Below are 20,931 nucleotides of genomic sequence, written 5' to 3' on the forward strand. Positions count from 1 at the left end.
AAACGATGATTCAAGCGGTTTCAGACGGCTCTCCGTATGTCCTGTTGCCGAATATCGCGCTGCCGATGCGGACGTGGGTCGCGCCGCAACGGACGGCAGTTGACATGTCCGCACTCATGCCCATCGATAATACGTCGGCTTCGATTCCTGCGGCGTTCAAATCGGCCAGCAGCGATTTCATTCTGCCGAACTGCCGCGCCAATTCGGCTTCACCGACCTCTGCCGCCGCCACGCACATCAAGCCGCGTACCTGTATGTTGGGGAGCTTGGCAACTTCCTTTGCCAAACCGACGGCTTCCTCCGGCACAACACCGTGTTTCGCGCTTTCGGCGGCAATATTCACTTCGATACATACTTGCAGCGGCGGCATTGCAGACGGCCTTTGTGCGCTGATTCTTTGGGCAGTTTTCAAACGGCTTACCGTGTGCAGCCAATGGGCGCGCTCGGCGACAAATTTAGTTTTGTTCGACTGTACATCACCGATAACGTGCCAGACGATGTCGGGCAAATCCGCCAAGGCTTCGGTTTTGCCGTACCACTCCTGAATATAGTTTTCACCGAAATCGCGCTGGCCTGCCGCATAAACCTCGCGTATGTCTTCCGCAGGAAAAGTTTTGCTCACCGCAATCAGCCGCACGCTGTCTTCTTCACGACCTGCCGCCGCTTCCGCCTGACGGACGGCGGCACATACCGTCTGATAATTGCGTTTCAATACCGACATAGCGTTTTTCCTTATATAATAATCGTCTGACGGCGTACACGCTGCCGTCGGGCATCATTCTAATCCAAATCCAGCAAGGCAACACCATGCAGATTACCGACTTACTCGCTTTCGGTGTAAAAAACCAAGCCTCCGATCTCCATTTGAGTGCCGGTATGCCGCCGATGATTCGCGTCAACGGAGACATCCGCCGCATCAACCTGCCTGAAATGGACGCAGACGAAGTCGGCAGCCTGATTGATTCGGTCATGACCGACCACCAGCGCAAGGCATACCGGCAGGATTTGGAAACGGATTTTTCGTTTGAGCTGCCGAATGTGGCGCGCTTCCGTGCCAATGTATTCACCACCGACCGCGGGCCTGCCGCCGTTTTCCGTACCATTCCCAACACGGTGTTGACGCTGGAAGATTTGGGTGCCCCGCGCATTTTGCAAAAAATCGCCGACTCGCCGCGCGGCTTGGTATTGGTTACCGGCCCTACCGGCTCGGGAAAATCCACCACGCTGGCAGCGATGATTGACTACATCAACAAAAACCAACCGGCCCATATCCTGACTATTGAAGATCCGGTTGAGTTTATACACCACAGCCAAAAAGCGCTCATCAACCAACGCGAACTGCACCGCCATACCCACAGCTTCCACAACGCCCTGCGCTCGGCTCTGCGCGAAGATCCCGATGTGATTCTGGTGGGCGAAATGCGCGATCCGGAAACCATACGGCTGGCACTGACCGCTGCCGAAACCGGCCATCTGGTTTTCGCCACCCTGCATACCACCGGCGCGGCAAAAACCATAGACCGCATTGTCGATGTTTTTCCCGCCGGAGAAAAAGAAATGGTTCGCGCAATGCTGTCCGAATCACTGCGTGCCGTGATTTCACAAATTCTGCTGAAAAAACGCGACGGCAACGGACGGATTGCCGCACACGAAATCCTGATGTCCACTCCGGCAGTACGCAATCTGATTCGCGAAAACAAAACCGCCCAGCTCCAATCCGCCCTGCAAACCGGCCACAGCCACGGTATGCAGACTTTGGACCAAGCACTGCAACAACTGCTGCGGCAAGGTCTGATTAGTGCCGAAACCGCCAGAAGCAAAGCACAAAACAGCGATTATCTTGCCGACTAGCCGTTTTGCAGACGGCATTTTACCCTCAAGGCCGTCTGCAAAACGGCGGTTTCAAGACTACATAACAATCTGCAAACCGGAAAACCGATTACCCATATGCCCACTCACGAAGATCACGCCCTTTACAGCCCGCTTGCCGATTTGCTGCAAGCGTACGCACCGCCCTCCGAAGACGGCAAACCCGCCGGCAACACAGCCGCGCCCCACCCGCTGCTGACCCGCCTGTTTCAAGAAGCGGAAAGCCGCCGTGCCGCCGATATTTTCATCAGCGCGGGATTTCCTCCGGCAATCAAAACCGACGGCAAATTCACGCCGCTGCCGCTGCCCAAGCTCGACGCTTCGGATACGGCCGCCATTGCCGAAGCCACCATGCCTGCCGAGCAAACCGCCGTTTTCCGGCAGCGCAAAGAAGCAGACTATACCGTCCAATCGCACAGCCACATACGCTACCGCGCCCACGCCTATTGCGAACAGGGGCGTATCGGCATGGTTCTGCACCGCATCCGCCAAGACATTCCTGCACTCGACACCTTGGGTTTGCCCATCAAACTGCAAGAGCTGGCACTGGCTTCGCAGGGTTTGCTCATCGTATCCGGTATGGCAGGCTCGGGAAAATCTACGGCAACCGCCGCCTTGCTCGACTACCGCAACCGCAATCTGCCCGGCCACATCATTACCATTGAAGAGCCGATTGAATTTATCCACCAGCCGCACCGCTGTATCATTACCCAGCGCGAAGTCGGTATCGATACCCCCGATTGGACAACCGCCGTTCAACACGCCGCGCGCCAATCGCCCGATGTTATCTGTATCGGTGAAGTACGCAACGCCGCCGAAATGGAACACGCCCTACGTCTGGCGCAGACAGGCCATTTGTGTATCCTGAACCTTCACGCCGCCAATTCCATACAAGCTGTTGAACAAATTACACATTTTTATCTTCCGGAACACCGAAGCCGCATTTTGGCCGATTTGGCCTTAAACCTGAACGGCATTGCCTGCCTGCGTTTGGCCGCAAAAACCAACCAAAACGGACGCATTGCGTCAACGGATTTACTGATAAACACGCCGGCGGTACAAGATTTGCTGTTTCAAGGAGATTTGCTGCATCTGCGCGAACTGATGGCGCGTTCGGCGCAAGACGGTATGCAGACGGCAGACCAAAACCTTTTCCGCCTTTATGCAGACGGCATTATCGATCGGCAGGAAGCGCTGCGCCAAGCCGATTCTGCCAACGACCTGCGTTTGCAAATCCAACTGCACGATGAAGGCAACAGCACCAAACGGCTGTACGACCGCATCAGCGATTTGAATCTGATGACCTGATGGCTTTTCCGCATCGGCGGCGGCAGCCGTGCTTATCCACATTCTGAGGACGTGTCATGTATCTTTGGTTTAAACTTATCCACATTTTCTTTATTATTTCTTGGTTTGCCGGTTTGTTTTACCTGCCGCGTATCTACGTTAACCTTGCCCAGCTCAATCCGCAAAACGATACTGCCGAATACGCCCGCCTGCTCGGCATGGCGCAGCGGCTGTATAAATTTATGGCACCGCTGGGCTATGGCGCGCTGATTTTCGGTATTGCAGTGCCGTTTGCCGCCGGCTGGTGGGGGCAGGGCTGGGTACACGCCAAACTGCTGCTCGGTATCTTGCTTTTCGGCTACCAACATATCTGCCGCGCCCATCTGCGCCGCTTTGAACAACACGCCTGCCGACACAGCCACAAATATTACCGTGTGTTTAACGAAATCCCCGTATTGATGATGATTGCCGCGCTGTATTTGGTGGTATTCAAACCGTTTTAACCCGAAAGGCCGTCTGCAAAATGAGTGTAGAAATCGAACGCCGCTTCCTGTTGGCAAACGACAACTGGCGCAATGCTGCTTCCCTCCCCAAAATCCTGCGGCAGGGCTATTTGAACGTGGAAAAAGAACGCACCATCCGCGTCCGCATCATCGACAATCAAGCGTGGCTTACCTTGAAAGGATATATTTCCGATGTAACGCGCAGTGAGTTTGAATATGAAATTCCTCTGGAACACGCCGAGCAGATGATGGATACCATGTGTCCGTTTAAAATGGAAAAAACGGCGTTATCTAGTGGAATATCAAGGATTTACCTTTGAAATTGACGAATATTTCGGCGAAAACGCCCCGCTGGTTGTGGCAGAGTTGGAATTGCCGTCCGAACATACCGCTTATCCCCGCCCCGACTGGCTGGGCAGGGAAATCACTTCGGAAGGCAGATTTACCAATGCTTATCTGAGCAAACACCCCTATTCGACTTGGGAAGATGCGGTATAAACCGTTTCTCCGCTGCCGATTGGATACAGACAAATAAAAAGCCGTCTGCAAAATATAGTCATTTAAAATAAAAATGATACAGCGTTGCTTCGCCTTGCCGTACTATTCGTACTGTCTGCGGCTTTGCTGCCTTGTATCATTTTTATTTTATTCGACTATAGTATCTCTACTTTTGCAGACGGCTTTTTTACGCAAACACGCAGGAAACGGGACAACCGGTTTACGGCGCTGTTTTTTTGCCTGCCAGCAAACCCGTACCGACCGCCAACAATAAAGGCAGCAACAAAGCCGCAGGCTGTCTTGTCAGCTCCAATACCAATACCGCGGCCGTCAACGGCATACGCTGCATCACCGCCAGCATGGCTGCCGCACCGACCACCGCAGCAGTGGAAACGGGCACTTCGGGCAGATAAGCATTCCACAACGGCAGCCAAGCCGCAGTAAAAGTACTTCCCATCATCATCGAAGGGGTAATCAAACCGCCATAAGCTCCGGCCGCCAATGCCAGCCAGACAGCGGCAAATTTGGCAGCAAGCAGCCACAAACTGTCTTCCCCCGTTACCAAACCGGCAAATTCCAACTGATTGCCCGCCTTACCGTTACCCAACACTTCGGGAAAATACATGGAAATTCCTCCGATTAATGCGAAAGCGGCAACGGAAAATAACACCATCTGCCCACTTCCGCGCTTCAGCGGCGGCAACATCGCGATACTGCACTGAAACAGCCATGACAATGCTACTGCCCCCAAACCTGCTGCAACGGAAAACGGCAGTACCGAGTGGGGAATCTCCAAAACCGGCAGCGGATATTGCACCAAATCGCCCAGCAATATCCGCGAGACTGCTACTGCCGTCAGCACGGTCAGCGCCACTGCGGCAATATTTGCTGCCGTCAATGCCACAATCATGGTTTCCAAGGCAAACAAAATTGCCGATAAAGGTGTATTGTACACAGCGGCCAAGCCTGCAGCCGAAGCTGCAGCCAATAAAATACGCGCTTCATCGTCATTCAAGCGTATCCGTCTCAGCCATGCTGTCGCTGCCGCAGCGCTCATTTCCCGCGGTGCAACCTCGCGCCCCAAGGGTGAACCCATGCCGACGGTAATAATCTGCAACAAAGAATGAACGGCAGTAGTCAAAACCGGCACCCCTTGTTGCGGTTGCGACAACGACTGTTTGATGGAAACCAATGGCTTACCGAAGCGGTGTAATGCCCACCAGCCTCCACCTGCCACGATGCCGCAAGCCAACAATACCCACCAGCGGCGCAAAGGTTCTGCTTGTCCGACCCCTTCCCGAAAACTACCCGAAGAATAGCCAAAGGCGCTATGTTGTATGGCATGCATCAGCTCGGTCAGGCCGAAACCGATGAAACCCGCTGCAATACCTGCTGCAGTAAGGGATACCCAAAACTTCCAACGCATATTTCCATTCTGTCCACAAAAAACCCGACATTATACGCCGTCTGCTGTTATCTTCATTCAAAAGTCGGCAATATACCGTCTGCAAATTACCATAAAGCCGGAATGTACTTCTTATTTTATTGTTCAACATATACCGCCATACAAACGGGATAATCGAATCAACCCAAACGATATTTCGACCTCCCGTGCAAAATCTCCAATCAAAATCGTACCGCCCGACCGCCTTATTTTTATAGTCGAATAAAATAAGAATGAGACAAGGCAGCGAAGCCGCAGACAGTACACATAGCACGGCAAGGCAAAGCAACGCTGTATCATTCTTATTTTATTCGACTATATATATCGCCAAATGATGCAGGCATACGAAGCGGTAAATCTGCCGAGGCGGTTTCGCCCCTCCCGAACCGATTGTTCCAATCGCCGCAACATTCTGTATTAAACGGCCATATTGGGAAAACCGGTTTACCCTAAATCCTTCAATCGTTTACAATATCCTCCCCGATGCAGACTGAAAGAACATCATGCAGAAAATTACCCTGATTGCCGCCTATGCAGCACGCCGCTGTATCGGCATCGACAACACAATTCCGTGGCATATTCCCGAAGATTTTGCTTTTTTTAAGGCTTATACTTTGGGAAAACCTGTCATCATGGGGAGAAAAACTTGGGAATCTCTGCCACGCAAACCACTGCCCGGCCGGGAAAATATCGTCATCAGCCGCCAAACCGATTATCAGGCGGAAGGAGCAACCGTAGTTTCAAACCTTCAGGAAGCCTTGCAGCAATGTCGGGAAGCCGAAGAAATCATCATCATGGGCGGTGCACAAATTTACGCGCAGGCTCTGCCGTGGGCGACGGATTTGCGTTTGACTGAAATTAATCTTGAAGTTGCCGGCGATGCCTTTTTCCCCGAATTTGATGCGGCACAATGGACGGAAACCGCCAGAGAACCGCACGTTTCCGCCAAAGGCATTGCTTATGAATTTGTCCATTACCAACGCTCAAAATAAACTCGGGCATATTTTGCTGCCCGCAACAGGTTTACGCACAACAGGCATTTCAAGCATAATAAAGGCCGTCTGAACTTTCCGGAACAGGTGTTATGAAATCCCGTTTATCCCGCTTAAGTGCCGTTTCCACACTACTGCTGCTTGCCGCTTGCGCCACCGACAATAAAGGCGGCAACTGGCAACAGATTGGTACGATTTCCGATGGCAACATCAAAGTTGCCGTGGATCAATCCAGTATTAAGAAAAAAGGGGTGTTGGTCAGCTTCCGCGACCGTAAAATCATCGTCAAGCCCGGCGAAGAACGTTTTAACAATATGCCCGCATACAAAACCGCGCTGTCGGACTGGGAAATCCACTGCACCAACAAAACCTACCGCCTTACCGCGCTGCAACTGCTGAACGAACGCGGACAAACCCTATCCAACCAACAATATACCGCAACCAACCTGCGCCCGATGAGCATCATGCACGGAACGGTAACGGAAAAACAATACGAATTGGTTTGCGGTAGAAAACTATAGTCATTTAAAATAAGAATGATACAGCGTTGCTTTGCCTTGCCGTACTATGTGTACTGTCTGCGGCTTCGCTGCCTTGTCTCATTCTTATTTTATTCGACTATATAATTTTATCCACAATACAAAAGCCGTCTGCAAAATATACAGATGGCTTTTTATTTTGTATCTGCCAAAGAATTTTTTATCAAATTAAATAAAATCAATGCTTTGAAAAGTTTTCTATTTTGGTTTTCAAACGGTCTTCCATTTCGGCGGATATGATTTGCAATTATCCTCATCTTTCTCCACAAATTTATCCACAATCAGCGCAAACGGGTTCCGGTTTCTCCATCGATAATCTGACTGGGGGTTTTCTGCCTGCCAACCAAACCACCAATGACCCAAACTTTGCGTCCAAACTGCCTCCGCACTTCCCGTTCGGTTTTACACACCCGTTTTCCGGCACGATTACAAGAAGTCGAAACCAACGGCGCACCTACCGCCCTGCACAACCTGCGCGCACCGCTGTGTGCCGGAACGCGCACAGCCAACTTTTGCCGCCCTTTGCCGCGCAATACAGGCAAAACATTTTCCCGAGCAGGAAGCAGAAAGGTTTTTGCCGCCGGCCATGTCTGCACCAATTCGGCCTGCTGTTTTGCAGACGGCTTGCAAAGCAGGGGCAGCAAACGCGTCAAACTGTCGCCGATAACAATCAGCCCTTTATGCTGCGGGCGTTTTTTTAAACGGATTAAATGTTTGAGTGCGGAAGGCAGGGTCGGCAAGCAACCCAAACCATAACAAGATTCAGTCGGATACGCCACCAAACCGCCGAGTTTCAAATGTGCTTTCAATCGACGCTCTAATGAAGCGGAAAGAATACGGTGAAATTTCATGATGTGGATATAAATGCCGTCTGTAAAACGGCATTTTCCTTAAAATAGGGTTTACACCCACAAAAGCAATGTTTAGGGGTGATGAAGTCAAATCAGGCGAAAACCAAAACCATACGAACGAAAATCAAAATATAGTCGAATAAAATAAGAATGAGACAAGGCAGCGAAGCCGCAGACAGTACACATAGTACGGCAAGGCAAAGCAACGCTGTATCATTCTTATTTTAAATGACTATAAAATCCGTATATGTTTTATTCCGGCCGATTATATAATCGAACAAAATCAGAACGAAACCAAGCAACAAAGTATAGAACGCCGTATCATTCTGATTTTGAATCAACTATATACGAAACAGTAAAATGCAGCCGAAACCTATTTACTGTTTCGATGATGCCGTATTGATAACCCATACTAATCAGCAGGGACAAGCCGGTAATATATGACCCATTACAGACGGCATTGGTGAGACGATTAACGGTTAATCGCTTTATCGGCAATATCTTTGCGGTATTGCATGCCTCTGAAGCTGATTTTTTCTAAGGCTTGGTAGGCTTTTTCCTTGGCGGCGGCCACGCCGTCGCCCAAACCGACAACGCATAATACACGTCCGCCGTTGGTTAAAATCCCGCCTTGTCCGTCGGCCGCCGTACCGGCATGGAAAACTTTGCCGATTTGGTTTGCTTCGTCCAAGCCGGAAATAATGTCTCCTTTTTTCGGCGTTTCGGGATAGTTTTCCGCTGCCAGTACCACGCCGACGGCAGTTTGCGGATTCCATTCGGCAACGGTATGGTTTAATTTTCCGTCAATCGCCGCTTCTACCAAATCAACCAAATCGCTTTCCAAGCGGCTCATAATCGGCTGGGTTTCCGGGTCGCCGAAACGGCAGTTGAATTCGATGGTATAGGGTGCACCGTTTTCATCAATCATCAAACCGGCATATAAAAATCCGGTAAATTCATGACCTTCGGCTTTCATGCCCGCCACTGTCGGTAAAATAATTTCATTCATGGCGCGTTCGTACACATCGGACGTTACCACGGGAGCAGGGCTGTACGCACCCATACCGCCGGTATTCGGGCCTTGGTCGTTGTCCGACAGGCGTTTGTGGTCTTGGCTGGTTGCCATCGGCAGAACATGGTTGCCGTCCACCATGACGATAAAGCTGGCTTCTTCGCCTTGCAGAAAATCTTCAATGACCACGCGTGCGCCGGCATTGCCCATTTTATTGCCCAACAACATATCATCTATGGCGGCATGCGCTTCGTCTGATGTCATGGCCACAATCACGCCTTTGCCGGCCGCCAAACCGTCTGCCTTAATGACAATCGGCGCACCTTTTTGGTCGATGTATCCGTGTGCTTCGGCAGCGTTTTCAAAAGTTTGGTATTGTGCGGTCGGAATGCCGTATTTCGCCATGAATGCTTTGGCAAAATCTTTCGAACTCTCCAACTGCGCGGCGTATCGGGTCGGACCGAAAATTTTCAAACCGGCGGCGCGGAAATCGTCAACCACACCGGCAGCCAAAGGTGCTTCCGGGCCGACAACGGTAAACGCGATTTTTTCTTTTCGGCAAAAATCAATCAAATCGGCATGGGCAGTCAGTGCCAGATTTTGCAGCTTGGGTTCGATGGCAGTGCCTGCATTTCCCGGTGCTACAAATACGGTTTCCACTTTCGGCGACCGGGCCAATTTCCAAGCCAATGCGTGTTCGCGGCCACCGCTGCCGATAACGAGTAATTTCATGCTGATTCCTTGAAAAATATTGATTTTAATGGGATATAAGGTTGGATTATAGCTCATTTGGCCTATTTTAAACAGGCTGAGGCCTTTGCAAAATTCATTACAAGGGCTTGTGGGGCGGGTTTTACACCCGCCCGCCCGCCGGGGCTTTTTGAAGTGGTAACTTTCAAAGTATTAAATTTTTCGGGCGGGTGTAAAACCCGCTCCTACAATCAGTTTTGGTTCGCTTCCTGTTTTTTTTGCAAAGGTCTCAGACTGTTCTCATGGTGTATCCATGCTGCCGCATGAGAAAAAATAACGGATATACAGCCGGTCGGAACATCAAGACAAACGGAAAAAACCCAAACTGCTACCTTTGCAGAAGCGTTCCGCCCACTCCTGTAACAGCCGGGAATTGCAGACGGCATTTTTTAATTTCGCACAGTTTTCGGTCTGAACGGATTGGTTGGCTTGCGGGCCGGTTGCAGTATATTTCTTTACAGCAGGCTGAAGAAAACACCGTCTGTCCGGATAAAGCGATATACTTGGCAATAGGTACAACCGGAAAATGAAAACTGCTTCAGTATTGTTTACCGCACCATTTGCACCGTCTGCCGCCTTATATCATATCTGTTGCATTTTCCGGCCATGTTTTTTCAAACCGATTACAGAAAGATTGCCATGCAGGAAAAAATCGACGAAATTCAAAACAAATACCGGGAATGGTGTCTGCTGCTGCCCGAACTTGAAGCCGATATCGACCGCTGGAAACGGGCGGTAAAACTGATACGGGATATGGAACGTTTCTATTCCGAAGATTATTGCCGTTTTGATGAAGCTATTGAGAAAGGGGCGGTAGTCAATCTCAAAACCCAAGGCGAATACAGCATCATGAGTGAAGATACCCTGTGGGATGCTTACGGAGACTTCCAACGGCTTGCTTGGCAGCGTTTACGTTTGGCAGCCGATGCTTTAGATCCGGAAAATGTTTAAAGAATGCCGTCTGCAAACGGTTTTTCAGACGGCATCTTTATATGATTAAAATAATCTCATATAGTCGGATAACACAGAATGGGGCAAAGCTGCAAAGCAGAAGGCAACACGGGTCGGCTGACTTGCTGCTCCGGCAGCTTGGTTCGGACCCTTTCTTTAAGCAAGGCGCAGCGATGCCGTATCATTCTGAAGCCTTTGCGAAATTCAATACAGCGGCTTGTAGGGGCGGGTTTTATGCTTGCCCGAAAATCCAATACATTGAAAAATGCACCATTTCACAAAACCAAAGTACGCGGGCAGGCGTAAAACCCGCCCCTACAACCGGGTTCTGGCCGTTTCTTGTCTTTTTGCAAAGGTTTCATTCTGTGCCAAATGACTATAACCCAATACCGTATCAAACCAACGGAACGACTATGCGGTCCGGGCGTTAATCAAACCATAGTCTGAAAATCATTGGAGCGGCATCGGTTATTTAACCGGTTCTTCCAAATCCACTTCTATCTGCCGTGTATGCAACCACGCAGCGATACAGGATTCACTGTTTGCCAACGGCAGCCTGACCGTTAACCTGCAATCCAACTGCAAATCCTGTGCCAGAATCTGCCCCTGATATTGCTTGGCGATACGGATAGCATCGTTCAAATGCGGATATTCGCAACGCAACCATACTGTTTTTTCTATATTTTTCTCTACCGTTTCGGATATTGCCAATGCCTCCGCCGTTGCAGTTTTGTAGGCATGAATCAAGCCCGGTACGCCCAGCAGCGTACCGCCGAAATAGCGTACCACCACTACCAACACATCGGTTAATTCCGCCGAATCAATCTGCCCTAAAATCGGTCTGCCTGCGCTTCCCGAAGGCTCTCCGTCGTCATTGGCGCGGAACCGTGTACCGTCCACACCCAAGCGGTAGGCATAGCACCAATGCCGTGCTTTGTGATGCGCCTCTTTTAATGACTCGAGATATTGCTTCACCTCGTCTGCAGTTTGAACCGGATAGGCAAATGCGATAAACCGGCTGCCTTTGTCTTTAAATTCCGCCTGAACGGGTGCGGTAATGGTTTTGTAGGTTTCGATAGCCATATCATAGACGATTCAGACGGCCTTTACCTGCGTAAAAGCCGTCTGAAAATGTTTCACGTGAAACGCAAATTAAAAATATCAAATTGCGGACAAACAACCCGTCCGCAATATCCGGATATTGAAAAGCCGATACAATATTTTGATTTTAATATTGAAAATTTGAAATGCCGTCTGAAAACACGGTTTTATTTCTTCAATTCGGCAACCAGTTGCGGGACGACTTCAAACAAATCGCCGACAATACCATAGTCTGCAATATTGAAAATCGGCGCATCCGGATCTTTATTGACAGCAACAATTACTTTACTGTCCTGCATGCCGGCAGTATGCTGAATCGCACCGGAAATACCGACGGCAATATAGAGCTGGGGTGCGACAACTTTACCGGTTTGGCCGACTTGGGTATCGTTGGCGGCATACTCTGCATCAACTGCGGCACGCGAGGCTCCGATTGCCGCACCCAATACATCAGCCAACGGCTCCAATACTTCATTGAATTTTTCAGCACTGCCCAATGCACGTCCGCCCGCCACCACTACTTTGGCCTGAGTCAGCTCAGGACGGTCGGATTGCAGCAATTCACGTTTGATAAAACGGCTCAAGTTTTGCGCCGGAGCGGCATCGATATTTTCAAGTACGGCCGAACCGCCTGTAGCGGGTGCGGCATCAAATGCGGTTGCCCGGAAAGTCAATACTAATTTTTCAGACTGGCCGGACACTACCTCAAAAGCATTACCCGCATAAATAGGGCGGACGAAAGTCTGCCCGTCAATTACTTCCGTCAAATCGGAAACTTGCGGAACATCCAGTAAAGCAGCCACCCGAGGCATCAGATTTTTACCGAATGCGGTTGCAGTTGCGCCGATATAGCGGTAATCCGCAGCCAAACCGATTATCAAAGGAGTCAATTCTTCGGCCAACCCTGCCGCATAATAGTCTGCATCCGCCACCAATACTTTAGCCACGCCCGGAATCTGCCTGGCTGCCTCTGCAACGGCGGATACATTGCTGCCCGCTACCAAGACATGTACTTCGCCTAATTTTTCCGAAGCTGAAACGGCGTGCAAAGTCGCAGGATTCAACTGCTGGTTGTTATGCTCGGCAATAATCAATATGCTCATTTTACACTCCTACTCAAATGACTTTAGCTTCGTTTTTTAATTTTCCGACCAATTCGGCAGCATTGGCAACTTTGACACCGGCCTGACGGGCTTTAGGCTCTAAAACTTTTACAACGGTCAAACGCGCCGCCGTGTTTACACCCAAATCATCAGGCGTTAATTTTTCCAACGGTTTCTTTTTGGCCGCCATGATATTAGGCAGTTTTACAAAGCGCGGCTCATTCAAGCGCAAGTCCGCACTGATTACGGCCGGCAGTTTCAGGGCAACCGTTTCTTCACCGCCGTCGATTTCGCGAACCACCACCGCTTCATCATTTTCAATTTCCACTTTCGAAGCAAACGTACCTTGGGCAATGTTCAACAAAGCGGATAACATTTGCGCCGTTTGGTTGGCATCGTCATCAATCGCTTGTTTGCCCAGCAGCAGGATTTGCGGCTGCTCCTTATCGGCAACCGCTTTCAGCATTTTCGCCACTGCCAAAGGTTCCAACTTCACATCTGTTTCAACATGAACGGCCCGGTCTGCCCCCATCGCCAAAGCGGTACGCAATGTTTCTTCACATTTTTTCTCACCCAACGATACGGCAACGATTTCGCTTACTTTTCCCGCTTCTTTCAAGCGTACAGCTTCTTCCACCGCAATTTCGTCAAACGGATTCATCGACATTTTGACGTTGCCGATGTCCACATCCGAACCATCGGCTTTTACACGGACCTTGACGTTGTAGTCCACCACACGTTTCACTGCAACCAGAGCTTTCATGCAATTCTCCTAGCGGGATTTTAAAAAGAATATCTATCAAACAGATCTGCAAAACAGTTTTTACCGCTTTTTATTATTTTTCAGACGGCATTTGCAGTCGGCTAACACTGAATGCAATAAGGCGGCAAACCGCTGACGGCACAGATAAGTATCCACCAACAGACTTTTATGGTCATTTGCCACAGAATGATACGGCGTTGCCGCGCCTTGTCCAAAAGAGGGGATTTGACCAAGCTGCCAAAGCAGCAAGTCCGCCGACCCGTACTGTCTGCGGCTTTGCTGCCTTGCATCGTTCTGTGTTATCCGAATATTTCAGGCTTTTGATAAAGGCCCGGTAATGCCGTATCATTTCGTATCGGTAACCATAACTGCATATAAGCCGCAGCCGGATAAAATCCGGAAGAGGTTGAATGACACAAGGCAGCAGAATAACCATTCCCAGCCTGAACGAACTTTTCAAGTAAAAAAACAGTGCTTTTGGTTTTGATGCCTGCAACCGCAAATTACATGCAAAGTAAGTGCGCGGCAAAGATACCAAACTGCTGAAACTGCCGAATCTGCCGCTTCAATTATCCGAAACTGTTTTTCAAACCGAAGCCGTCCGTTACCGTAACACCATCACGGTGATAACCGCCGCATTTCCACAAAATCTGTACGGTAATTATACCGTTTTTAAAGTATTTACTCAGCAAATTTACCGGCTTTTAACCCGACTGCTTGGCAACAATGCATTCCGCCAATACTTTATACACTTCATCCACAGCCGGAATTTGTCCGGCATTGCCGATATTCCGCGCCCAAACTGATTCCTGTACGCCGGTTTTAACCGGATCGGTATCGGTAAAAATACCGACTACCGGCGTATCCAACGCATTTGCCAGATGCAGCAGACCGGTATCCACACCTGCAACGCCCTGTGCATGCCGCAGCAGGTATGCAGCCTGAAGCAGATTCATTTTGCCGCATACTTCCGCAAAAGGCAGCTTCGCCGCAATCTGCTCCGCCCGATGACGCTCTGCTTCGTTACCCCACGGCAGATAAACAGCACAACCCCGTTCCGTATGCAATTTTTCCAATAACCCTATCCAATGGCCGACCGGCCATAATTTACTGTCACGACTGGTGGCATGCAGCGCAACGCAATACGGATGCCGCAAGTCGGTTTGCAGACGGCCTGCATCGGGAACAACCAGACCGAAATGCAAATTATCGGGCAAATCATAGCCGAATACCTGCCCGAACAAGGCCCGATTGCGCCAAACCGCATTTCTGCCTTTCGGCACGGCATATCCCTGCCTGTAAAACCATGCCGCCAAACCTTCCCGTGCGCTGGCATTATCCAAACCTTTAACAGCCACACCCGCCATTTTTGCAAAAAGCGCACTTTTCATCAGGCCCTGACTGTCCAGCACAAAATCATAATGTTCCTGCCGTAAATCCGCCTTCAGACGGCATATCTCCCGCCAAGTTTCCTTTTTAGCCAACTGTTTGCGCCATTGCCGCCAACGCATGGTATGCACTTTTTTCACAAACGGATGCAGCCGCGCAATATCCGCAAAACCTGCTTCACACAACCAATGCAGTTCCACACCAGGGCAGAAGCGCGACAAATCGTCCACAGCAGGCAGCGTATGGATTAAATCCCCCATACTGGACAAACGCACCAATAAAACTTTCATAACCCTACCATTGGTTTCACGTGAAACATTATGTTTATATAGTCATTTGACACAGAACGATACGGCGTTGCTGCACTTTACTCAAAGGAAGGCGGCTTGACCAAGCTGCCGAAGCAGCAAGTCTGCCGACCCGTATTGTCTGAGGCTTAACCGTCCCGTCTTATTCTATGTTATTCGAATACAGTATAGACAGGATGATTAAATTTTGACGCAAAACAGCAAACCGAAATCCGTCCGATGGCCACCAACCTTACTTTATGATTACAGTTTCACGTGAAACATCAGTCGGATATTATTAATATATTATATTAAATTATTGATTTTTAATAAATTTATGGATTTCAGCGGCATTTTCCAATACCACCGCACCGGCTTGCGCCATCAACTCCCATGCTTCTTCCACCGTCTCCGGAGCAATACCGCGACAGGCAGCGGCATTGACTATAACCGTCCAACTGCCACCTTTCAAAAGCTGTAACACCGTTGTTTTGACACAATAATCCGTTGCAAGACCGCCGACAATAATTACCTTTGCCTGCTTCTCGCGCAACCATTCCAACAAACCCGTACTCAATTTTTCACCGATGTCGTGAAAACACGCACCGTAAGGGTGGAATTCGGGGTCTACGCCTTTCCACACACAATAATCATATTCCTGCGCGCGCGGCAGACCGTCGAGCAGCTCATAGCCGTAACTGCCCACAATCGCATGGGATACCCAAGTAACATCCGCTTCCGGCAAGCCCGTCGGCAGCAGCATTTCCCCGCGTTCCCGCACCAGCCATTTCGCTTGCGGGCTGTGTGCGTCTTTCGTCATCACGCGCAAATCCGCCAGCAAAGCCTGCGCGTTCAACTCCGCCACAATCGTATCACCTCCGACTACCGGCAATTCGGTGGGGCAAAGCGGCGAAAACGTCTTTTGCGCATCCACATCAATCGAAACAATCATAAGCGTACAGGGAAGTTATACCTTCGCTCATTATAGCAAACGATAAACCGTAACGGGCAAATATCGCCCGTCTCTGTGCTATCATCAGACTTTCCATTTTTCAGACGGCATATCATGCAGCATACCATCGCCGCCATCGCCACCGTACACTCTCCCTACAAACAAAAATTCGGCGTAGCCCGCCAACCCGGGCTGGTACCTGCCGCCGGAGTCTGTATCGAGCTGACACCCGAATTCAAGGCCGACAGTGTGCGCGGCTTGGAAGACTTCGATTACCTGTGGATAAGTTTCATCTTCCACGGCGTACTCGGCGAAGGTTGGTCGCAAATGGTTCGTCCGCCGCGTTTGGGCGGCAAACAAAAAATGGGCGTATTCGCCACCCGCAGTCCGCACCGCCCAAACCATCTCGGTTTGTCTCTGCTCAAATTAGATCGCATAGAATGCGGCAAAACCGTCAGACTTTATTGCAGCGGAGCCGACCTGCTCGACGGCACACCCGTTATCGACATCAAACCCTACATTCCTTTTGTCGAAGCCAAACCCGATGCCGCCAGCGGTTTCGTTACCGGCAAACCCGAAGAATTAGATGTCATATGGCCGGAGCACACCGACACGGCTTTATCCGCAAACGAACGCGAACTCATCAGCCAGAGCATCGCCCAAGACCCGCGCCCCGCCTATCAAAATATTCCCGAACGCGTGTATGTGATGAATATTTCGGCTTACGAAGTGAAATTTCAGATTCAAGACAATACTGCCAAAATTCTTTCCGTTGAACGGGCAGGATAGAATTATCCACAGGATAAAGCCGTCTGCAAATTGCGTGTAATTTTCAGACGGCTTTGTTTTATCCGGATTGATATTTTTGCGGTTTTTCTCCAATAAAATCAAATAATATGAAAATCATGATAATAGCTTGTTATTTGCAACTGCCGTACAAATTATAGTTATCCGACTCAAAAAACCAACCTTCAAATTTTCTCAGCCAAACAGATTTGACTATACATCTTTTGAAATATTGGGCAATTATTCAAACCTACACCATCAGTCATATAAATATAGTCGAATAAAATGAGAATGAGACAAGGCAGCGAAGCCGCAGACAGTACAGATAGTACGACAAGGCAAAGCAACGCAGTATCATTCTTATTTTAAAAGACTATACATAGCCATTTGACACAAAACGATGCAGTGCTGTTGTGCCTTGTTCAAAGAAGGGGGGCTTGACCAAGCCGCCGGAACAGCAAGTCCGTTAACCCGTACTGTCCGTACTGCCTTCAGCCTTGCTGCCTTATCCTTTATGTGCCGGTTGCTTATAAAAAGGCCGTCTGCAAATTTACAGACGGCCTTTTTTCACTTTAAAACAATTATTTAGATTTTTGCAGCAAAGTATTCCAAAGTGCGGATCAGCTGGCAGGTGTAAGACATTTCGTTGTCGTACCAAGCAACGGTTTTCACCAGTTGTTTGTCGCCTACGGTCATCACGCGGGTTTGGGTGGCGTCAAACAGCGAACCGAATTCGATGCCGATAACATCTGAAGAAACGATTTCATCTTCAGTATAGCCGTAAGCCTCGCTGGCAGCGGCTTTCATCGCGGCATTGATTTCTTCTTTGCTTACTTTGCGTTCCAATACGGAAACCAGCTCGGTCAGCGATCCGGTTGCAACCGGTACGCGTTGGGCGGAGCCGTCGAGTTTGCCGTTCAATTCCGGAATAACCAAACCGATTGCTTTGGCAGCACCGGTACTGTTCGGAACAATATTTAAAGCAGCGGCACGGGCGCGGCGTTTGTCGCCTTTGCGGTGCGGCGCGTCCAAAGTGTTTTGGTCGCCGGTGTAGGCGTGGATGGTGGTCATCAGGCCTTCGACAATGCCGAATTCTTTTTGCAACACGGCAGCCATCGGTGCCAAACAGTTGGTGGTGCATGAAGCGGCGGAGATAACGGTTTCGCTGCCGTCCAAAACACCTTCGTTCACACCGAATACAACGGTTTTCACATCATTGCCGCCCGGTGCGGAAATCACGACTTTACGCGCGCCGGCACGGATGTGGGCTTGGCATTTTTCATTGCTGGTGAAGAAACCGGTACATTCCAATACCACATCTACACCCAATTCGCCCCAAGGCAGTTCTTCGGGATTAGGATTGGAGAAAACTTTGATTTCTTTGCCGTTTACAACGATGGCATCGTCTTTCAATTCGGCAGAACCTTGGAAGCGGCCTTGCGTGCTGTCGTATTTAAACAGGTGCAACAGCATATCGGCAGGAGTCAGGTCGTTTACGGCCACTACCTCGATGCCTTCGGCTTTTTCGATTTGGCGCAATGCCAAGCGGCCGATGCGGCCGAAACCGTTGATTGCAACTTTAATGCTCATTTAATACTCCTCAAAAATAATCGGCAGATGGGAAATTTTCATTTGTCTCCATTTTATCCTGAAATAAAACTACTACCTAGAACTACATTTGATTACGGATAAAATATTTGATTTTAATAGAAAAATACAACACTTCATGCCGTCTGCAAAATACGGGATTCCAAACATGGGGTTTTATCGGAAAATGTTGTTATGTTGTTATTTTAAAACCGCCTTGCTTTATTCAGGATTATTCAATTATTTTTTATATAATTTGATGTTTTTAATGAGCAGCAGGATTTTTTGTGGATAACAATGATATTTCAAATAAAATCAAATGGTTTTATTTTATAAAAGTGGCTGTTTAAGAGGGCGTGTTAAAAAAGAAATCATTTGGATAACTCCAAGCCAAAAAAGTAATGCTGTGGATAAACTGAAAATTTTCCGCCTGTTTTCTACATATTTTGCAGACGGCCTGAATTGGAGCAGACATCTGTTTTCAAGCCATCACCTAATGAAAACATCATATTTTTCAAAATCCTACCAAAATCATAAGTAAATACTATTAAAAATAATGGATTAACCGTCTGATTTTATCGTATCATCAAATCATCATTATTTATCCTGCAAAAGGAAACTGCCATGCTGCAACGTACCCTTGCCAAACCCATCAGCGTTACCGGAGTCGGCCTGCATTCGGGCGAACGTGTCGCGCTTACCCTGCATCCGGCTGCGGAAAACAGCGGCATTTCATTCCGCCGTACCGATTTGAGCGGCGAGCAGGGTGAAATCATCAAACTCAATCCTTATCTGATTAACGACACACGCTTGTCTTCCACCATCGTTACCGAAAACGGCGTGCGCGTCGGTACCATCGAACACATCATGTCGGCACTTTCCGCATACGGTGTGGATAACGCGCTGATTGAGTTGAATGCGCCTGAAATTCCGATTATGGACGGCTCCAGCCTGCCGTTTATCTATCTTTTGCAAGATGCAGGCATTGTCGATCAAGGTGCACAAAAGCGTTTTCTGCGTATTTTGAAAGAAGTGGAAATCAAAGAAGCGGGCAAATGGGTAAAATTTACGCCTTATGAAGGCTTTAAAGTTACTTTAACCATCGAATTCGATCACCCTGTTTTCAACAGCAGCGCCCCGACATTTGAAATCGATTTTGCCGGACAATCATATGTGGACGAAATCGCCCGCGCCCGTACCTTCGGCTTTATGCAGGAAGTAGAAATGATGCGCGCCCACAACCTCGGCTTGGGCGGCAATTTGAACAATGCGATTGTGATTGACGATACGGACGTATTAAATCCCGAAGGTTTGCGCTATCCTGATGAATTTGTACGCCACAAAATCCTTGATGCCATCGGCGACTTATACATAGTCGGCCACCCGATTATCGGCGCATTCGAAGGCTACAAATCCGGCCATGCCATCAACAATGCTTTACTGCGTGCAGTTTTGGCAGATGAAACCGCTTACGAATGGGTAGAATTTCCGAATGACGATGATTTGCCCAACGCATTTCACGAACTGCCCAGCGCCGCTTGATGTCTGTTAAGCCGGATATGTTCTGATACACAAACCAAAACCGTATAAATCGGCGGATTTGCTGCTTAAATTCCTTCCGGAACAAAGCACAACTCCGCCGTATCGTTTTGCATCAAATAACTGTACGCTAACAGCAAAAAAGGCCGTCTGCAAAATAAACCTTTATTTTACAGACAGCCTTTTTATAGTCTTTTAAAATAAGAATGATACTGCGTTGCTTTACCTTGTCGTACTATCTGTACTGTCTGCGGCTTCGCTGCCTTGTCTCATTCTCATTTTATTCGACTATATTACTGAATATTAATCTGCGAACTGCTTTTTCATCCGCTCGCGGCGTTCCTGAGCTTCCACCGACAAAGTCGCGGTCGGTCGTGCCAAAAGGCGTTTCAAACCGATGGGTTCGCCGGTATCGTCGCAATAACCGTAATCTTCATTATCAATGCGGCGGATGGTTGCTTGTACTTTAGATAGTAATTTCCGTTCGCGGTCGCGGGTACGCAATTCCAAAGCGTATTCTTCTTCCTGAGTGGCGCGGTCGGCAGGATCGGGGGCAGATTCGTGCTCCTGAAGATGTCCGGCCGTGGCGGTAGCATTTTCAATCAGCTCTTCCTGCATATTAACCAGCAATTCGCGGAAAAAAGCCAAATGCTCAGCGTTCATGTAATCGTCTTCCGGCCCGTTCCAATTCAAAATATCTTGTTCTGTCAGCTTTGCCATAATCGTTT

General features: G+C 49.1%; 19 protein-coding genes and 1 pseudogene. 9 read left to right on the forward strand and 11 right to left on the reverse strand.

Annotated elements, in window-relative coordinates:
• Window positions 1-10: 10 nt before the first annotated feature.
• On the reverse strand, window positions 11-721 hold the full coding sequence (locus EL111_RS00300) for a YggS family pyridoxal phosphate-dependent enzyme (protein WP_123795731.1): 711 nt from the start codon (window positions 719-721) through the stop codon (window positions 11-13).
• Window positions 722-807: 86 nt separating this feature from the next.
• On the opposite strand from EL111_RS00300, the gene EL111_RS00305 reads away from it, so the two are divergent.
• From EL111_RS00305 to EL111_RS00320, 4 genes and pseudogenes are all read left to right on the forward strand, one after another.
• Complete coding sequence (locus EL111_RS00305) at window positions 808-1,851, forward strand: type IV pilus twitching motility protein PilT (protein WP_123795730.1); 1,044 nt, start codon at window positions 808-810, stop codon at window positions 1,849-1,851.
• A 96-nt stretch (window positions 1,852-1,947) separates the two neighbouring features.
• Window positions 1,948-3,177, forward strand: coding sequence for a PilT/PilU family type 4a pilus ATPase (locus EL111_RS00310; protein WP_123795729.1), 1,230 nt, complete (start codon window positions 1,948-1,950; stop codon window positions 3,175-3,177).
• Window positions 3,178-3,233: 56 nt separating this feature from the next.
• A complete protein-coding gene (locus tag EL111_RS00315; protein WP_123795728.1) occupies window positions 3,234-3,659 on the forward strand; it encodes a CopD family protein in 426 nt (141 codons plus the stop codon).
• Window positions 3,660-3,679: 20 nt separating this feature from the next.
• Window positions 3,680-4,157: pseudogene (locus EL111_RS00320) on the forward strand (CYTH domain-containing protein).
• Between the two features lie 220 nt (window positions 4,158-4,377).
• Here the strand turns inward: EL111_RS00320 and EL111_RS00330 are convergent.
• Window positions 4,378-5,583 (reverse strand): chloride channel protein, encoded by a 1,206-nt coding sequence (locus EL111_RS00330; protein WP_123795726.1) that lies wholly within the window; start codon window positions 5,581-5,583, stop codon window positions 4,378-4,380.
• Between the two features lie 521 nt (window positions 5,584-6,104).
• Here EL111_RS00330 and EL111_RS00335 point away from each other — a divergent pair.
• Complete coding sequence (locus EL111_RS00335) at window positions 6,105-6,593, forward strand: dihydrofolate reductase (protein ID WP_123795725.1); 489 nt, start codon at window positions 6,105-6,107, stop codon at window positions 6,591-6,593.
• A gap of 92 nt (window positions 6,594-6,685) precedes the next feature.
• A complete protein-coding gene (locus EL111_RS00340) occupies window positions 6,686-7,114 on the forward strand; it encodes a surface-adhesin E family protein (protein WP_123795724.1) in 429 nt (142 codons plus the stop codon).
• Between the two features lie 299 nt (window positions 7,115-7,413).
• Here EL111_RS00340 and EL111_RS00345 read toward each other — a convergent pair whose 3' ends face one another.
• A complete protein-coding gene (locus EL111_RS00345; RefSeq protein WP_123795723.1) occupies window positions 7,414-7,983 on the reverse strand; it encodes an L-threonylcarbamoyladenylate synthase in 570 nt (189 codons plus the stop codon).
• Between the two features lie 472 nt (window positions 7,984-8,455).
• The gene (purD, locus tag EL111_RS00350) at window positions 8,456-9,727 is read right to left on the reverse strand and encodes a phosphoribosylamine--glycine ligase (protein ID WP_123795722.1); all 1,272 of its coding nucleotides are present in this window, start codon (window positions 9,725-9,727) and stop codon (window positions 8,456-8,458) included.
• A gap of 657 nt (window positions 9,728-10,384) precedes the next feature.
• On the opposite strand from purD, the gene EL111_RS00355 reads away from it, so the two are divergent.
• A complete protein-coding gene (locus tag EL111_RS00355) occupies window positions 10,385-10,696 on the forward strand; it encodes a DUF4298 domain-containing protein (RefSeq protein WP_123795820.1) in 312 nt (103 codons plus the stop codon).
• 468 nt (window positions 10,697-11,164) lie between these two features.
• Here the strand turns inward: EL111_RS00355 and EL111_RS00360 are convergent, their stop codons facing one another.
• The 5 genes from EL111_RS00360 to EL111_RS00380 form a co-directional block, all read right to left on the reverse strand.
• Window positions 11,165-11,779, reverse strand: a complete 615-nt coding sequence (locus tag EL111_RS00360) for an IMPACT family protein (protein WP_123795721.1) — start codon at window positions 11,777-11,779, stop codon at window positions 11,165-11,167.
• Window positions 11,780-11,964: 185 nt separating this feature from the next.
• Complete coding sequence (locus tag EL111_RS00365) at window positions 11,965-12,900, reverse strand: electron transfer flavoprotein subunit alpha/FixB family protein (protein WP_123795720.1); 936 nt, start codon at window positions 12,898-12,900, stop codon at window positions 11,965-11,967.
• A gap of 13 nt (window positions 12,901-12,913) precedes the next feature.
• Window positions 12,914-13,663, reverse strand: a complete 750-nt coding sequence (locus EL111_RS00370) for an electron transfer flavoprotein subunit beta/FixA family protein (protein WP_123795719.1) — start codon at window positions 13,661-13,663, stop codon at window positions 12,914-12,916.
• A 704-nt stretch (window positions 13,664-14,367) separates the two neighbouring features.
• The gene (waaC, locus tag EL111_RS00375) at window positions 14,368-15,342 is read right to left on the reverse strand and encodes a lipopolysaccharide heptosyltransferase I (RefSeq protein WP_123795718.1); all 975 of its coding nucleotides are present in this window, start codon (window positions 15,340-15,342) and stop codon (window positions 14,368-14,370) included.
• A 313-nt stretch (window positions 15,343-15,655) separates the two neighbouring features.
• Window positions 15,656-16,291 carry a nicotinamidase gene (locus tag EL111_RS00380; RefSeq protein ID WP_123795717.1) on the reverse strand — a complete coding sequence of 212 codons (636 nt, stop codon included), beginning with the start codon at window positions 16,289-16,291 and terminating at the stop codon, window positions 15,656-15,658.
• A gap of 114 nt (window positions 16,292-16,405) precedes the next feature.
• Here EL111_RS00380 and tsaA point away from each other — a divergent pair, with 114 nt between their 5' ends.
• Window positions 16,406-17,080, forward strand: coding sequence for a tRNA (N6-threonylcarbamoyladenosine(37)-N6)-methyltransferase TrmO (gene tsaA / locus EL111_RS00385; protein WP_123795716.1), 675 nt, complete (start codon window positions 16,406-16,408; stop codon window positions 17,078-17,080).
• Between the two features lie 582 nt (window positions 17,081-17,662).
• On the opposite strand, the gene gap is transcribed toward tsaA, so the two are convergent.
• Complete coding sequence (gap, locus tag EL111_RS00395; protein ID WP_123795715.1) at window positions 17,663-18,667, reverse strand: type I glyceraldehyde-3-phosphate dehydrogenase; 1,005 nt, start codon at window positions 18,665-18,667, stop codon at window positions 17,663-17,665.
• Window positions 18,668-19,288: 621 nt separating this feature from the next.
• Here gap and lpxC point away from each other — a divergent pair.
• Window positions 19,289-20,206 carry a UDP-3-O-acyl-N-acetylglucosamine deacetylase gene (gene lpxC / locus EL111_RS00400; protein ID WP_123795714.1) on the forward strand — a complete coding sequence of 306 codons (918 nt, stop codon included), beginning with the start codon at window positions 19,289-19,291 and terminating at the stop codon, window positions 20,204-20,206.
• A 300-nt stretch (window positions 20,207-20,506) separates the two neighbouring features.
• On the opposite strand, the gene dksA is transcribed toward lpxC, so the two are convergent.
• On the reverse strand, window positions 20,507-20,923 hold the full coding sequence (gene dksA, locus EL111_RS00405) for an RNA polymerase-binding protein DksA (RefSeq protein ID WP_123795713.1): 417 nt from the start codon (window positions 20,921-20,923) through the stop codon (window positions 20,507-20,509).
• Window positions 20,924-20,931: the final 8 nt, after the last annotated feature.

Origin of the sequence: Neisseria animalis (genome assembly GCF_900636515.1) — a bacterium.
Lineage (GTDB): Bacteria > Pseudomonadota > Gammaproteobacteria > Burkholderiales > Neisseriaceae > Neisseria > Neisseria animalis.

Excerpts from the sequence above, each read along its gene's own strand:
- EL111_RS00300 (WP_123795731.1), bottom strand. The coding sequence starts at position 721 with ATGTCGGTATTGAAACGCAATTATCAGACGGTATGTGCCGCCGTCCGT.
- EL111_RS00305 (WP_123795730.1), top strand. The coding sequence starts at position 808 with ATGCAGATTACCGACTTACTCGCTTTCGGTGTAAAAAACCAAGCCTCC.
- EL111_RS00310 (WP_123795729.1), top strand. The coding sequence starts at position 1,948 with ATGCCCACTCACGAAGATCACGCCCTTTACAGCCCGCTTGCCGATTTG.
- EL111_RS00315 (WP_123795728.1), top strand. The coding sequence starts at position 3,234 with ATGTATCTTTGGTTTAAACTTATCCACATTTTCTTTATTATTTCTTGG.
- EL111_RS00330 (WP_123795726.1), bottom strand. The coding sequence starts at position 5,583 with ATGCGTTGGAAGTTTTGGGTATCCCTTACTGCAGCAGGTATTGCAGCG.
- EL111_RS00335 (WP_123795725.1), top strand. The coding sequence starts at position 6,105 with ATGCAGAAAATTACCCTGATTGCCGCCTATGCAGCACGCCGCTGTATC.
- EL111_RS00340 (WP_123795724.1), top strand. The coding sequence starts at position 6,686 with ATGAAATCCCGTTTATCCCGCTTAAGTGCCGTTTCCACACTACTGCTG.
- EL111_RS00345 (WP_123795723.1), bottom strand. The coding sequence starts at position 7,983 with ATGAAATTTCACCGTATTCTTTCCGCTTCATTAGAGCGTCGATTGAAA.
- purD (WP_123795722.1), bottom strand. The coding sequence starts at position 9,727 with ATGAAATTACTCGTTATCGGCAGCGGTGGCCGCGAACACGCATTGGCT.
- EL111_RS00355 (WP_123795820.1), top strand. The coding sequence starts at position 10,385 with ATGCAGGAAAAAATCGACGAAATTCAAAACAAATACCGGGAATGGTGT.
- EL111_RS00360 (WP_123795721.1), bottom strand. The coding sequence starts at position 11,779 with ATGGCTATCGAAACCTACAAAACCATTACCGCACCCGTTCAGGCGGAA.
- EL111_RS00365 (WP_123795720.1), bottom strand. The coding sequence starts at position 12,900 with ATGAGCATATTGATTATTGCCGAGCATAACAACCAGCAGTTGAATCCT.
- EL111_RS00370 (WP_123795719.1), bottom strand. The coding sequence starts at position 13,663 with ATGAAAGCTCTGGTTGCAGTGAAACGTGTGGTGGACTACAACGTCAAG.
- waaC (WP_123795718.1), bottom strand. The coding sequence starts at position 15,342 with ATGAAAGTTTTATTGGTGCGTTTGTCCAGTATGGGGGATTTAATCCAT.
- EL111_RS00380 (WP_123795717.1), bottom strand. The coding sequence starts at position 16,291 with ATGATTGTTTCGATTGATGTGGATGCGCAAAAGACGTTTTCGCCGCTT.
- tsaA (WP_123795716.1), top strand. The coding sequence starts at position 16,406 with ATGCAGCATACCATCGCCGCCATCGCCACCGTACACTCTCCCTACAAA.
- gap (WP_123795715.1), bottom strand. The coding sequence starts at position 18,667 with ATGAGCATTAAAGTTGCAATCAACGGTTTCGGCCGCATCGGCCGCTTG.
- lpxC (WP_123795714.1), top strand. The coding sequence starts at position 19,289 with ATGCTGCAACGTACCCTTGCCAAACCCATCAGCGTTACCGGAGTCGGC.
- dksA (WP_123795713.1), bottom strand. The coding sequence starts at position 20,923 with ATGGCAAAGCTGACAGAACAAGATATTTTGAATTGGAACGGGCCGGAA.